Source organism: Pantoea sp. YR525 (assembly GCF_900116775.1).
GTDB lineage: Bacteria > Pseudomonadota > Gammaproteobacteria > Enterobacterales > Enterobacteriaceae > Pantoea > Pantoea symbiotica.
This window is the reverse complement of record NZ_FPBU01000007.1, coordinates 344,664-358,277: the sequence shown is the minus strand read 5'-3', so window position 1 is coordinate 358,277 and position 13,614 is coordinate 344,664. Positions and strand designations below refer to the sequence as shown.

The window sequence follows — 13,614 nt, the reverse complement described above, 5'->3', positions numbered from 1 at the left end:
TATCAGGGCAGCTGGCCGGTGGTAAATGGCCGCCAGCCAGAGCAGTGCTAATGGCAACGGCAGCAGCGTTACCCACCATAACAGCGAAGTGACGGCAGCGGGCGACCTGACGGTGAAAGCGGGTCAGGACGTCACGATCAACGGCGCCAACCATTAACGGGGAGGAAACTTCTCTCAACGCGATTCGCTTGAATATGCAACTTAGAGCCGAGCAAGCTGCCGGGGTTAGAGCGCCAACTGAAATAACGAGTTATTCCCAACATGCATTGGATCAGATGGCAGGCAGGGATGGTGGTATAGGTGTTAGCAAAATAGCAATGGATAACGCATGGGCTAGCCCTAACAATATAGAGTACGTACCATCAAAGTATGGGCCAACCTTTAGATACACAGGGGATGACGCAGTGATTGTTGTAAACCAAGATGGAAAGGTAGTTACTGGTTGGGCCAAATCATCATTAGGAACGGCAAAATGAATGAATTATTGAGCGTTTATCATAAGGAATTAATATTCAAAATATTAAGTCATGGTAGTGTGTATGAACGGTCACTTGCTGAAAAAGCAATTTCAGGGGAGCTTACTGAGGATGACGTTGAAGTTATATGCAATTTAATATCTAATGAATTTATGTTGAATGGTATCACTGAAGATTTTGAGCCGAATGAATATGGAATTGAGCTTGAAAGTCTATTAAACACTGTCAACAAAAATAGGTTGAAATAATAGCATTGATTCTGGAATGCGGACAAAGCAATTATAGATGTTAATAAACTAACGGTTTATGCATTGAACACAGAGCATCCGAAAGGGGTTAATAAAGAAAAAGCTTTTGAATCAGCTTTAGGATCTAACCAATTCTATGTTGGTGGTTTATTTTCTAAGGTTAAGGAAAGTATAAAAATTAACACAGTAAAAATGCTCCGGCTGGAGCTTCGGCTATGCCGACAAGAAGGTGATGGATTTTATGAATATTAATCATGAGGATGGCTACATGTATAAAAATGAAATATACGTAAAAATGTTAGGGCTTGCGCTACCTTATATAAGAAACATACAGCGACTAGAAAAGAAAGAAAAAATACTTAATTTATCTTGCTACCTGGAGGCTGAGCTTGTTCATAATTTAACTGTTACTATCTTGGAGAAAAGGTTTACAGAACATGATGTTTGGTTTTTAAGTAATCAAGCAAAATATTACGTTGAAAAATGCAATGAGGATATATCGCCAAATTACAATTACCATCTTACTTATATTAAAGAGTTATTTAATATAGTACCTGATGATTTGAAGTCTAAATTAACGTGGGTAGGCCCATAATAAAAGAAATTTGGTTAAACCTCACTGCAGCACAAAATCCTGGCGATATCCGAGAAGGAAGGAGTGCAGCAGGCGACCTACGCGCTGAAGCTGTTGCAGAGCGACGGTGAGCTGAAAATAGCTTCAACCGGCAAGGACGAGTCGGATTTTACGTGGGTGGAACTCAGCAAATTGTCGTACCTAAGCCGTTGTCTTTAGCAGGCACCGAAATCATAGAGATAAAACCACTAAAATGACGTCTGAAGATAAGTCTAGGATAATAGAAAAAATGAATCGTATGGCCGTACTGCTGCAATTAGGCGGCTATAATGATTGGTCGGCAAGCATTAGAAGTCTTGCTAATGATTTCGAATACTCCCCCGAACGAGCCCGTTCAGATTTTTTGAGTTTGTATGGTGGAATGGGGTCGCTAAATGATTTATTGATTTATATAAATGGAAAGATCAGCATCGATGAAAATGAAGAGTTCGATAAAATCAGATCTGAACTATATGATGATTTCAAATGGATTAATAATATTCTCTAAGTATAAGATATGGACGTCGTAAAAATCGTTTAACCTTGGAGCTCTGATGTTCTTCAAAGGAATTATCATGCGTCATAAATGATTAAAAAATCATGTAAATGGGCGTTGTTACTTCAAGGAGATAACCTAAGCAATATGCGATTCTTTAAGGAACCGAGCCTTGTATAACTGAAAATTCATTAGACAGAATTAGCAAAAATCACCTACTTGAGTGTAAATATCCAGTCAGTATGTGCCGGATTTAGACAAATTTGGCGTTTGGTTCTTTACCAAAGCGCCCGTCAAGATTGTTTGGAAAATTCTTATTCGATGGTGGCCAGTGCAGTCGCGGGTGCGCTTGGCGGCTTAAGTGCCAACAACATGGGCGCGGCAGCCAGCGGCGCGATGGCACCATATATTGCTAATGCTATAAAGAAAGCCACCACATCATACAACGCTGACGGCACAGAAAAGACTAATCTGGTATCAAACACCATGGCTCACGCCGTGGCAGGTGCGATTCTGGCAGAGATTAGCGGTGGAGATGCTGCGGCCGGTGCTGCTGGAGGCGCAGGTGGTGAGCTGATAGCCTGGGCGATAGTGTCGGGAATGTATCCTGGCGTTAAGGTCAGTGACCTTACAGAAAGCCAGAAGCAGACAGTGAGTGCGCTGAGCCAGTTGGCAGCAGGCTTAGAAGGGGGCCTTGCCTGCACTGAACCCCAAAACCTGTAGACATTCCCTGTCCTCACGACGAGGCCTTTTCGAAGGCCTCTGAACTGACGCCTCCCAGGTGGCTGTGGCGTCAGGTCCGGTTGTAGAATTAATCAATGATATAGGGAAAATCCAGATGAAGTAATTCCTGAAAGGTTCGCTGGCCAAAGTATAGGACCTGGGGCAAGCCGTAGAGATGTGTTTTTCAGGATAAAAAGAAATGACGCAGTGGTGACAAAACCTGATGGAAGCTTTGTCACAATTCTTAAGGACGGTGTAAATGAAAACACCTAAATGATAAATTCTTTAAAAGGAGATGCAAGGTGAACAGCTCATTGGAAAACATGAAAATATGGGCCAAAAAATCCTTTGATAAAGAGATAGAGGCTATTTATGGTCTTATCTATTTCCTTGATGGTCCTGATTTAGATGCTCCTCAAAGATTGCAAATAAAATTCTCAGGCTGCAATGAGGAATATCAATTTTCATGCGGTAGGGATGGATCCACTCTTGCATTAGAGCGTGGTTGGTTAATTAATCGAGACTTAGGCGAGTATGGAAAGGAAATAGTTATGGATATTTCGGATGCAGAGCCTTATTCACGTTATATTGGGTTAAGCCCTAATAATTTTCACTCTATTCTTTCACAGGATGACAATGCTATAGTTGGAGTAAGATTATCATTCAATAGCAACCCTGACATTTTCGTAATTAATGCAGGTGATGAGTTGCTTTTTACGAACCTGAACCCTTTCGAGTCGTCTGAATATAATATTTCATTTATTGATCTTTTGAGCTAACACGTTTGGAAAAGTTAGGGGATAGAGGACACATTGAAGAGACTCAAACTGAATCGCCACGGGTTTAACAGACACCTCAGAGTCATTTAAGATGGCTTAAAGAGAGGTACCTATGAGCGCGGTTAAACAGGTTGTTGATCGTGGCCATTCCATTGCAAGTGTCGCCACACGTCTTGATATCACCACGCGCAGCCTCTATGCCTGGGTAAAAAAGTACGGCTCTGACTCCTCAGCCAATAAAATTCAGTCAGATGCCCAGTCTGAGATCCGCCGATTTACATTGCCAGTTCACGGGCAATATATGTTATTAACTGTGATAAAAATCAGCGTGCCGTGATGGGAAGATCTTTCTTTTCCAAACCTTTTGCCGAAGGCGAACTTGTTCATGCGAGTGTCGAAATAGGACAGTGGGAGTCATTCCCGGATAACTCTCATATAGGCATAACTGCTGGGATGATGTGCCGAATTCCAGTTGAGAAACTCAAACCCGAACCCGCAAAAGAGAGCCGCAAGCCATTATTAAATTTGTAATCAAATAAGCATCAATTAAACCGCTCCCGCCGTACCTTCAAAAAACGCCACCAGCAATTGCCACAAATGTTGCGCTGCGGGCGTGAAGCGGTGATCGGCGCTGCGTAATAAGTGACATTGGCTTTCACGGGCGATGCGATGGTGAATCGGCACGGCGACTAAGTTCTTGGCGATGAGGTCGTCTTCAACCACTTTGGCGGTCATAAACGCGATGCCCATGCCGGCCTGGCTCAAGGCGATGGCGCTGGAAAATAGATTACAGCTATAAGCCGGGCTGAATATAAATCCTTCCTGACTGAACATGGCATTCATATAACTTTGAATGCCAAAATTTTTGTCCATACCAATCAACGAATAATTAACCAGTTCGGCCACTTCAATTTGCAGGAAATCCGCGATGGGGTGTTGGCTGTGCACCACCGCACAGATGGGTCCGCGGTGAAAACTCAAACACTTCAGACCGGGAGGACCAATCGGGCCAAAACCCACCGCCATATCAACGTCGCCTTTGGCAATCAGCGACACGGTGGTTTGCATATCGCCCGACAGGATATCGATGAATACGTCGGGATAAGTTTGCGAAAACGGCTGCAATACATGCCTGACAACTTCATCCACCATGCCCTGACCGACGCGTAATTTGATCGAGCCGCCGCGCTTATGGCGCAGATCTTTTAGCTGGCGATCCAACTGGCTGCGGCGCTGATGGGTGTGCGCGTAATCTTCAGCCAATAACTTGCCGGCTTCGGTCAGCACAACATTGCGGCCACGTCGCTCCAGCAGCGGCAACTGCATCTCCCGCGCCAGTTGCGATAACTGACGGCTGATGGCGGCGGGATCAACATCTAAGGCTTCCGCCGCCCGACGAATACCGCCGTAATTGCCCACTTCATACAGATACCTTATGGATTTTTCGGGATAGAGCAGCATCGCCATAGGTTTTTCCTATCTGTTGATCTGAGGTCAACAATAATAGCCTTTTATCTCCATTTTTTAAGCGCATTTTTATCTCCATACTCGAAGATTCACTATGCGAGGGCAGTACAAATGAAAACTATAAAAAATTACCTGCAACAACATGCTGAGGAAATTCTTTTGGATATCAGGGAATTGGTCGCAGCGGAATCACCATCAATGAATAAAGCCGCCGTGGATCGTTGTGGCGAGGTCTTACAATCGCTGTTTGCCAAACGTTTGGGCGTGGAAGCAGAGATTGATGAGCAGCCGCACTACGGCAATCATCTGAAGTTCACGCTGGGAAACGGTGACGAGCAAACCGTATTACTCGGGCATTTCGATACCGTCTGGGATGAAGGCGAGTTGGTGATGCGTGAAGAAGACGGCAAGCTTTACGGTCCTGGCGTGCTGGATATGAAGGCCGGCCTGGTGCAGGCCATCTGGGCGGTACGCGCGTTGCAACATCACGATTTACTGGCGGGCAAACGCATTGTGTTTCTGTGCGGCAGCGATGAGGAAGTCGGTAGCCCAAGCTCCAGCGCCTGGTTATCGCACCACGCCTTAGGATCGGCGCAAGTGCTGGTGGTTGAGCCTGCGGTGGCGGGATCGGGCGCACTGAAAACAGCGCGCAAAGGTACCGGACAATATGAAATCACCATCAACGGATTAGCAGCGCACGCCGGGAACAACCCTGAAGAGGGCATCAGCGCGGTACAAGAAATGGCGCATCAGATCATGTTCTTGCACAGCTTAAATGCGCCGGAGCGCGGCACCACAGTCAATGTGGGAATTGCGCGAGGCGGCAACCGCATCAATGTGGTGGCGGATAAAGCGGTGTTAGGCATTGATACGCGCGTTACCAGCGAAGCAGAAGCCGAGCGCATTCACGCCGAAATCAGCCAGATCACGCCACATTTAGCTGGCATCAAGCTGGATATTAGCGGCGCACAATCGCGTCCGCCGATGCGTCAAACACCGGAATCGTTGGTGTTGATGGAGCGTGCGCAGCAAGTTGCCGAGCAACTGGGTTTCGCCGTGGAAGGCAAAGCGGTTGGCGGCGGCAGCGACGGCAATTTCACTGCTGCATTGGGCATTCCAACTTTGGATGGTTTGGGCGCAACCGGCGCAGGTATTCATGCGCGCCATGAACATATCATCATTGCCGATATTGCCCCACGCGCGGCGCTGGTGGCGGGCTTGATCCTCGGAGGTGAAGCGCATGTCTCAGGTTAATGTTGAGAAAAATACGCTGCGCCAACCGCCAGCAGCGAAAACCGAGCAAAGTCCTTATCTGCTGCTGTTTATTATTTTGGTGCTGGCGGCGGTGGCGACCTGGATTATTCCGGCGGGCAAGTTTGATCATGAAACCCGTAATGGCATTACTTTCGCCATCAAGGGAAGTTTGCATGAAGTCGCGCGTTCGGGCGTATATCCCGGCGAAATTTTTATGGCGATTGTGCAAGGGGTCATCAAAGCCGCGCCGATCATTTTCCTGATTCTGTTTACCGGCGGGTTATTAGCGGTGATCGAATCGACGGGTGCTATTGCTACGGCGCTTAATTCACTGTCGCGCAGTACCAAAATTAGCGATACGCGTATTATCATTATTTTTGGTGTGATATTCGCCATTCTCGGCACCACTGGCGTGGTGCAAAACTCGGTGGTGGCGTTTGTGCCGATCGGTTTATTAGTGGCGCGTCCGTTGGGGTTATCGCCAATGATTGGTATGGCATTGGTGTATTTAACCTGTGCCGCCGGTTTTAACGTTGCGGTATTAGGTCCAGCCACCACCGGCTTAACCCAACATCTGGCGCAGTTACCGCTGTTCTCTGGCATGTTGTTGCGCGGCATTACCTGTTTATTGTTCGTCTTAACGGTGATGACCTATTTGATTATCTCGGTGAAACGCGCGCGGAATAATGGTGAAGTGCGAATAGAACAAATTGCGCAGAATGATGAATCACTGGCGATTACTGGTCGGCATAAACTGATTCTGATCACCTGCGCCGCAACGCTGATTGTATTTATGATTGGTACGGTGCAATTGCATTGGGCCACCAATGAAATGTCGGCGATGTTTATTATTCTGTCGATTATGGTCGGCATGATTGGTCGCATGTCGGGTTCTGCCATTGCCAACACATTCCTTACGGGTTGCTCGCAATTGGTCAAAGGCGGCTTCATTGTGGGTATGGCTGGCGCGATTTCCGTGGTGCTGCAACAGGGCAATATTCTTGATCCGATTGTTGGCTTCCTGTCTGATTTACTGGCGCCGGTTCATCCCGCCATTGCGGCGGTGGGCATGTTCATTAGCGCGGCGTTGATGCATTTCGGTATTTCATCCGGATCCGGTGAATCCGCTTTGCTGATCCCGATCTTCTCGCCGCTCGGCGATAACCTCGGTTTAACCCGTCAGGTGACGGTGCAAACGGTGTTGCTGGGTGAAGGTATCGTCAACTCCATCAGCCCAACTTCTGGCGTGTTAATGGCAGCCTTGGCCACCGCCAATATCTCTTTCGGCAAATGGATTAAATTCGTTGCGCCGGTAGTGGCGATTTGGTTTGCCATTTGTGTTGTTACCTTATTAATTGGTGTGGCGATCAACTGGGGACCATTCTAATAAATCGTAAGAAGCCACTTAATGGTGGCTTCTTATTTTTATATTGTTGTTAACACGATCAACATCCTTTCCGCTATTTCAGTTCCACGAATAATTGTATTCAATCCCCGACCTTTTCTTAAAGTTATCTAATCATCGCTATTTGGCTTAAGTCGCGCTGGAACTGTATCGCGTAAAGTGATGTTATTGCCGCGTCGCAGAATTTCTTTACGTTCAATTACACAAATTAATATTAGCCAAGCCCATTGCTGGCGATGTCTTTACGCATCGCGGCAGCGTTGCATGCTTCTCTGGAGTGAACGATGATGTTTCGATTGCATCCGCTGTTTATTAGCCTTATTGCCGCTTACGGTGTGTTTAATCCAGCCTCGCCAGTTTGGGCGGCGACGCTTCAGCCTTTTACGCCGGAATTAAATGACAATCGTGCCGGGGTGTTTTGTATTTGTAATGGCTCGACTCAAACATTAAGTGGCAATCAGCGATTTGCGCCCGGTCAGGACGGCGGTGGCACCATATCCATCGGACAGTTGCTCAGCAGCGGCAGAATTATTTCGTATTCCTGGCAAGATTCAGGTCGCGTCGATCTGGGTGCGCAGAATTATGTGATTAACGTGCCAGACGCCAATGGCGGCGGCAATAATAGCGTGCAGATATATAACTCCGCCGCGATTAGCGCCATTGAAACCAATACCTTGCCGAATTTTTATAACGTTAATAATGGGCAATATATCAACGCGCGCGTGGCGCAGGTCAGCAATGGCACCATCAATGTTGATATCGGGCAGAAGGGCGCAGCAACCACCGCCAGCACCAACGGCTGGTCGATGGCGGCGAAACAGAGCGAATTATTTACCGCCAGCGGTAGCGGCACCATGAACTGGAACTCCGCCAACCGCATCTCATTTTTTGGCTCCTACACGCCCTATACCTATCAACTGGGGCATTGGTTCGACAACGTGGTTTCCTGGCGCGGCGCGTTTAGCGTCACCACGCTGGACAACGCCACCACTTCATTCAACGTGTCCAACGTCAGCAGTTTGCAGAGCTACAACAATTGGCTGATTGAGCAATTGCAAAATGGTAACCTGGCCGCCGATAGCTACAGCAACGAGTTCAATAAAGCGCTCTCCTTACGCAGCGACGTGATCGCCTATGTGATCGATGCCGACGAATACTACGACGAAGTGACGCAGCCGATTGGCGAACGCATTGTGTTAAGCGCTGATGGCCCCAATGCCAGGGCAACCATTGGCAGCAGCGGCATTCTGGAAGTGGTAAATGCCAGCAGCGCGGCGATGCGTGCCAGCAACGGCGCGACGGCGGTGATTGATGGCAAACTGGCCAGCGTTGGCAGCAACGCACTGGAACTGTTGAACGGTAGCAGCGGCATTAACAACGGCGTCATCAACAGCGGTTTTTTCAATAATGCCGATGGCAGCGGCGTCGATGCCTCGACGGTTGGCGCGGGCGGCACCGGCGTGTATGCGAGCGGTGGCAGCCGATTCACCAATAATGGCGTGATCAATACCGCGATTAACAGCACCGGCATCCGTATCGAGGATGCCAGCGGTGAGAATAACGGCACCATCAATGTGAAAGGCAAGGGCGCGACGGGCGTTGCCGTTTCGGGCAGCCAGGCCAGTTTTGCCCAGAACGGCAGAATCAATCTGTATGGCGAAAACGCGGTTGGCGTTGATGTGAGGGATGACGCCAGATTAACCATCAGCGATGCCAGTTCACTGCATTTCTACGCGCCGAATCAAACCGGTTATCAAGCCACCAACTATGCGCACATCGATAGCAACGGCGGCAGTTATGATGTCTCCACGCCAGGTTCGGCGCTGTATCGCCTGAGTGACGGCGTGATCTTCAATCCGGTGGTGGCTGCCGATGTGACGTTGAGCGGTGCCAACACACGCGGCATTGTCGCTTCAGGTGCCGGTTCACGACTTTACGGCACCACCTTGTACGGCACCGACAGCTATCACGTTAATGGCGAAGGGGCGATTGCGGTTCAGAGCTCGGAGGGTGCAGACGTGACTATCACCAACCCGATTGAGCTTAACGGCAACAATACCATTGCGGGCACCGGGCAAGGCGGATTCTTCGCCAATGTCGCACAGATTACCGGCAACGGAGCCAATGCCACTGCTTTTGATATCCGCGACGGCGTGATCTATCAATCCACGCCGCGCGGTTACATATATCTCACCGGGCCCAACAGCACTGGCATTCGTATTCGCGGTGGCGGAAATATCTTCGATGGCTCTGTTACCGAAATTGCCTCGGGCGTCGCGCTGGATACCGCCGAAGGCAATACCGTTTATTGGACCGATCACAGCAGAATGGATGCAGGCGGCATCGCCGCAGTGCGCGTAGGCAATAACGGCGGGCTAACGATTAATGGTGATACTGCCGGGCCGAATTTTTACTACAGCACCATCAACGCCAATGCGGGTGCAGACACCATTTTGCTGGATAAAGGCGCAGCGTCGTTAACCGCCAGCAACATCGGACTCTACAATTCTGGCGGCGGCACTGTGCTGAATAATCGCGCGGAAACCAGCAACATTTCGCTGCAAGATGTCGGGATGAACACCGATGGCGGCACGTTAATTCGCTCCGCGACCTCATTCGATCCCAACGGTTATATGCTCGGTGCGGTGAGTGGCGCAGGCGCGACGGGCTACGTGTTCAGCAAAGAAGATGGTTCTACCACCAGCAACGATTTGATCATCCCACAAGGTTACAGCTTCTTTGTTTATGGTCCGGCAACTGGTGTGCGCGCCAACACCACCGGGCGGGTGATCGCCAACGGTAACATCATCGTTAACAGTTCCGATGGCGGCTCGGCGATCGTCACCAGCACCGCCAGCGAGGTGATCAACCGCGGCACCATCGTTTCGCTCAGCCTGGTTTCGCCAATTATCGATCTGCGTGGCGGCAACTCGGTATTTATCAATGAAGGCAACGTCACCGCGCCTTACCCTGAAACCGTTGTGGTTGCGGGTGGCGCCACCAATGACCAGATTGCGCTGGTCGATGGCAACGTGGTGGGCGATGTGAACACCGGCAACGGCACCGACGTGGTCGAACTCACCGGCGGAACCATTGACGGCAGCGTGACGATGGGAACCGGCAGCAACAATGTGGCGACGATTGCTAACGTCAGTCTGGCAAACACCCGCCACATCACCACCGCAGGCGGCAGCGGCAGCACGCTGAACTTTAGCGAGATCAACGCGCGCGGGGGTTCGTTCAGCAACGATGATCTGACGCGCGGCGTCAACCTCGGCGCGGGCTGGAGCACCATCAACTTCTACAACACGCAATTTACCCTTACCGACAATCTGAAGCTGGCGCACAGCACCATCAACGTGGATAGCGGCTCAACGCTGTTTGTTGGCGATCAGGTCAATCCGGTGTTGTCGGGCGAAACCGATGATTCGCTGGTGGTGAACAACGCCGGTACGTTGGATCTCACCAACGGCGCGGCGGGCAACACGTTGACCATCAACGGTGATTTGGCGTCGGCGGGTGGCAAGCTGGCGTTGCGTACGCAGGGCGCGCAAAGCGACACGTTACGCGTTAACGGCAACGTTACCGGCACTACCTTTATCAACGATGCGCTGAGTGCTGCCACGCTGGCGGATAGCAATCGAGATGGCGTGATCTCCCCCAATGAAGGCGTTTCTCTGGTGCAGGTTGCTGGTAGCGCCAGCGCCAATAGCTTTGCGCTGCAACGGGGTTATGTCGCCGCAGGGCCGTGGCAATACGGGCTTTACAGCTTTGCACCCGCGAATGGCAATTCAACCTGGGATTATCGTCTGGCCAATAACTTTATTTGTGAAGAGGGTTCCATTTGCCAGCCGCAGACAGCAGGCAGCGGCGCGGTGCGCCCGGCGGTCATTCCACAGCTTCCTTCCTACATTTCGGCGCCGGTCGGATTGGCGTATTACACCCTGGCAACCATTGGTGATTTACATCAACGCCTGGGCGAATTGCGGCAGAATCCAGACGGATCAGCAGAAATGTTCATCCGTTATTCCGGCTCCAACCAGAAGTACAAATCTAACCTCGATACGTCGCATTACGGTTACGACTTTGACCTCGATTACAGCGCGGTGCAGTTCGGCGGCAACCTACTGCGGTTGGACGGCGAGCAAGACAGCCTGCGCGGCGGCCTGGCTTACACGCGCGGCAATGCACGCATCCGACCGAATGCAGCTGATGGTTACAGCTCAACCGATTTCGACAGCGACAGCCTGGCAATTTACGGCACCTGGCAGCGCGCAAGTGGCTTCTATCTGGATGGCGCGTTTTCACTCGATTGGCATCGTGGCGACACCGATATCGCGCGACAGAAAGAGGTGGCGAAGTTGAAAGGCAAAGGCTGGACCGCATCGCTGGAGAGTGGTTATCCGTTCCAGCTGGCGAACGGCATTCGTCTTGAGCCGCAAGCGCAACTGCTGCATCTGCATTTGAAGATGGATGACTTCACCGACGACGATCAAACCAAAGTCTCTTATGACGATTATGACCAAACCATTGGCCGCGTCGGCGCGCGTCTGGCGCGTACCTGGCAGGACAGCGGCAGCGGGCAATATACGCCTTATCTGCGCACTAACTACTATCGCGGTTGGGGCGGCACGGCGAAAGTGAATGTCGGTGCCAACAACAGCGACGTCAGCGAGAGCTTCAACAGCGGCAAGTTCGGCCAGATGTGGGATGCCGGCATCGGCGGCAATGCGGCTTTCACCAATAATCTCTCGCTGTATGCCGAAGCCAATTACCGCAAAGAGATCGACGGTAACGGCGTACAAGGCTGGAATTACAACGCGGGCGTACGCTGGGTGTTTTGATAAAACGGTCACCCTCACAAGCCCGCCGGTTTAGTTGACGGCGGGCTTTTTTACATGTTGCGAGCGCGGTAAAATTGACAACCTACCAATGGTAAGTTACTACTAGTAGCTTATTCATGACGGAGGTTGTCGCTATGCATGCTCTGATTGTTACTGCTCATCCAGATCCTAACTCCTATACTCATCACCTTGTTTCTCAGGTAGCGCATGGTATTGCTGCTGGCGGCCACAGCTATGAAATTGCCGATCTGGCGGCGGAGCAGTTTGATCCGCGCTTCAATCAGGCCGATTTTGATCAGTTCAAAAGTGTTGCGCCGTCGCCTGCCGACGTTGTGGCTGAACAGCAGCGGCTGGACCGTGCGGATGCGCTGGTGCTGGTTTATCCCATCTATTGGTGGTCGTTCCCGGCTCAGCTGAAAGGCTGGATCGATCGCGTTTTCACTCAAGGTTGGGCCTACGATGATGACGGCCAAACCGTGGTGAAAAAGCTCGGCCATTTGCAGGTGCATCTGCTGGCGCTGGGCGCGGCAAGTCAGCGCACCTATGTGCGTCGTGGCTATTTCAGTAGCATGCGCACGCAAATCGATGAGGGGATTTTTGGCTACTGCGGCGCGCCGGTGGTGACCAGCGAATTGCTATTGCCAACCGATGACAATTATCCCGACGCGCATTACACGCTGGCCCACCAACTTGGACAGCGAATTTTTAACGTGAAGGAATTGGCATGAATCAACCCACTCGCCAGCGCATGTCGCATCAGGCACGTCGTCAGCAACTGATTAGCGTGGCGTGGAATCTGGTGCGCGAGCAGGGCAGCGATGCGCTGACGTTAGGGCGCGTGGCAGAAGAAGCGGGCGTCAGTAAACCGGTGGTCTACGATCATTTTGGTACACGCCACGGTCTGCTCGCGGCGCTGTATGAAGATTTCGATCTGCGCCAGAACGCGATTATCGAGGCGGCAATGAATGCCGCCGGTGCCAGCCTTGTTGAGCGAGCTAACGTGGTGGCGTCGAGTTACGTTGATTGCGTGTTGACGCAGGGACGTGAAATCCCGGATGTGCTGTCAGCGCTTGATAGCTCGCCGGAGCTGGCGGAAGTGAAGCGCAAGTACCAGCTCGATTTTATTGAAAAATTCCGTGGCTGGTTTGCCGAAGCAACGTTGCCGCAAGCCAGCATGTGGGGAATGTTAGGCGCTGCCGATGCGATTTCTAATGCGGTGGTATGTGGCGATATCAGCCAGCAGCAAGGATTAGCGGAACTTCAGGCGCTGATTCTGGCGCTGGTGGAACGTCACCAGTAACCGAACAGG

Annotated in this window: 13 protein-coding genes and 2 pseudogenes; 14 read left to right on the top strand and 1 reads right to left on the bottom strand. The window is 50.7% G+C overall.

Going from position 1 to position 13,614, the window contains the following annotated elements; all coding sequences use genetic code 11:
- The first annotated feature begins 25 nt into the window (after positions 1-25).
- The 9 genes and pseudogenes from BM323_RS16465 to BM323_RS16420 all read left to right on the top strand — a co-directional run bounded on the left by BM323_RS16465 (position 26) and on the right by BM323_RS16420 (position 3,866).
- Positions 26-157: a hemagglutinin repeat-containing protein gene (locus tag BM323_RS16465; protein WP_081530077.1), complete on the top strand. Its 132-nt coding sequence runs from the start codon at positions 26-28 to the stop codon at positions 155-157.
- Positions 158-472: 315 nt separating this feature from the next.
- A complete protein-coding gene (locus BM323_RS16455) occupies positions 473-724 on the top strand; it encodes a hypothetical protein (RefSeq protein ID WP_008105706.1) in 252 nt (83 codons plus the stop codon).
- A 27-nt stretch (positions 725-751) separates the two neighbouring features.
- Positions 752-976 (top strand): annotated as a pseudogene (locus tag BM323_RS24505) (DUF6883 domain-containing protein); the annotation flags it as partial.
- A complete protein-coding gene (locus tag BM323_RS16445) occupies positions 957-1,319 on the top strand; it encodes a zinc ABC transporter substrate-binding protein (protein ID WP_139221427.1) in 363 nt (120 codons plus the stop codon). The pseudogene BM323_RS24505 and the gene BM323_RS16445, both read left to right, overlap by 20 nt.
- Before the next feature lie 277 nt (positions 1,320-1,596).
- Entirely contained in the window at positions 1,597-1,845 is a 249-nt protein-coding gene (locus BM323_RS16440; protein WP_139221428.1) for a DUF6966 domain-containing protein, read from the top strand.
- Positions 1,846-2,052: 207 nt separating this feature from the next.
- Positions 2,053-2,556, top strand: a complete 504-nt coding sequence (locus BM323_RS16435; protein WP_139221429.1) for a VENN motif pre-toxin domain-containing protein — start codon at positions 2,053-2,055, stop codon at positions 2,554-2,556.
- A 302-nt stretch (positions 2,557-2,858) separates the two neighbouring features.
- Positions 2,859-3,335, top strand: coding sequence for a hypothetical protein (locus tag BM323_RS16430; RefSeq protein ID WP_008105702.1), 477 nt, complete (start codon positions 2,859-2,861; stop codon positions 3,333-3,335).
- A 112-nt stretch (positions 3,336-3,447) separates the two neighbouring features.
- Positions 3,448-3,609, top strand: a pseudogene (locus BM323_RS16425) (transposase); the annotation flags it as partial.
- A 62-nt stretch (positions 3,610-3,671) separates the two neighbouring features.
- Positions 3,672-3,866 carry a hypothetical protein gene (locus tag BM323_RS16420; RefSeq protein ID WP_323271311.1) on the top strand — a complete coding sequence of 65 codons (195 nt, stop codon included), beginning with the start codon at positions 3,672-3,674 and terminating at the stop codon, positions 3,864-3,866.
- 15 nt (positions 3,867-3,881) lie between these two features.
- Here the strand turns inward: BM323_RS16420 and BM323_RS16415 are convergent, their stop codons facing one another.
- Positions 3,882-4,802, bottom strand: coding sequence for a LysR family transcriptional regulator (locus tag BM323_RS16415; RefSeq protein WP_008105699.1), 921 nt, complete (start codon positions 4,800-4,802; stop codon positions 3,882-3,884).
- Positions 4,803-4,913: 111 nt separating this feature from the next.
- Between BM323_RS16415 and BM323_RS16410 the strand changes: the two genes are divergently transcribed.
- From BM323_RS16410 to BM323_RS16390, 5 genes are all read left to right on the top strand, one after another.
- The gene (locus BM323_RS16410) at positions 4,914-6,056 is read left to right on the top strand and encodes a M20 family metallopeptidase (RefSeq protein WP_091004076.1); all 1,143 of its coding nucleotides are present in this window, start codon (positions 4,914-4,916) and stop codon (positions 6,054-6,056) included.
- Positions 6,043-7,443, top strand: a complete 1,401-nt coding sequence (locus tag BM323_RS16405; RefSeq protein ID WP_008105696.1) for a YfcC family protein — start codon at positions 6,043-6,045, stop codon at positions 7,441-7,443. The genes BM323_RS16410 and BM323_RS16405 overlap by 14 nt, the downstream gene beginning before the upstream one ends.
- Before the next feature lie 302 nt (positions 7,444-7,745).
- A complete protein-coding gene (locus tag BM323_RS16400) occupies positions 7,746-12,305 on the top strand; it encodes an autotransporter outer membrane beta-barrel domain-containing protein (RefSeq protein WP_008105693.1) in 4,560 nt (1,519 codons plus the stop codon).
- A gap of 134 nt (positions 12,306-12,439) precedes the next feature.
- Positions 12,440-13,033, top strand: coding sequence for an NAD(P)H-dependent oxidoreductase (locus BM323_RS16395; RefSeq protein ID WP_008105691.1), 594 nt, complete (start codon positions 12,440-12,442; stop codon positions 13,031-13,033).
- Complete coding sequence (locus BM323_RS16390) at positions 13,030-13,605, top strand: TetR/AcrR family transcriptional regulator (protein ID WP_008105690.1); 576 nt, start codon at positions 13,030-13,032, stop codon at positions 13,603-13,605. Before BM323_RS16395 ends, BM323_RS16390 begins: the two co-directional genes overlap by 4 nt.
- The last annotated feature ends 9 nt before the right edge of the window (positions 13,606-13,614 follow it).